This is a genomic window from Gilvimarinus sp. 1_MG-2023, from assembly GCF_030548285.1.
On sequence record NZ_JAUOSC010000965.1, the window covers coordinates 1 to 274 of the forward strand.

Genomic DNA, 274 nt, shown 5'->3' on the forward strand with positions numbered 1-274 from the left:
CGTTATGGGCATCCTCAAACCACAGGTGCAAGGCCGCGCAGATATGGCGCAAGTCAGCCGAATGGTGAAAGCCATACTCGGTTAAGCGGCTGGACAGACACCAACGCCAGAGTCAAAACGCCACTTTTTTACAGTGGCGTTTTTTGTTTTCTGCTATCTTTATTTACGCTATACCGCAGGTGTAGTTGTCGACGGGTTGAATAATCGATGGCGGGCCGGATACCACAAGCATTTATTGATGAACTGCTCTCACGCACCGACGTTGTCGATGTGG

1 protein-coding gene is annotated in these 274 nt (G+C 50.4%); it reads left to right on the forward strand.

Translation table 11 applies throughout. The annotated features are described in order from the left end of the window. Positions 1–4 precede the first annotated feature (4 nt). The gene (locus Q4563_RS23725; RefSeq protein ID WP_442903813.1) at positions 5–85 is read left to right on the forward strand and encodes a hypothetical protein; all 81 of its coding nucleotides are present in this window, start codon (positions 5–7) and stop codon (positions 83–85) included. The last annotated feature ends 189 nt before the right edge of the window (positions 86–274 follow it).

What these genes read in the sequence shown, in the direction of transcription:
- Q4563_RS23725 (WP_442903813.1), top strand. Translation starts at nt 5, where the DNA reads ATGGGCATCCTCAAACCACAGGTGCAAGGCCGCGCAGATATGGCGCAA.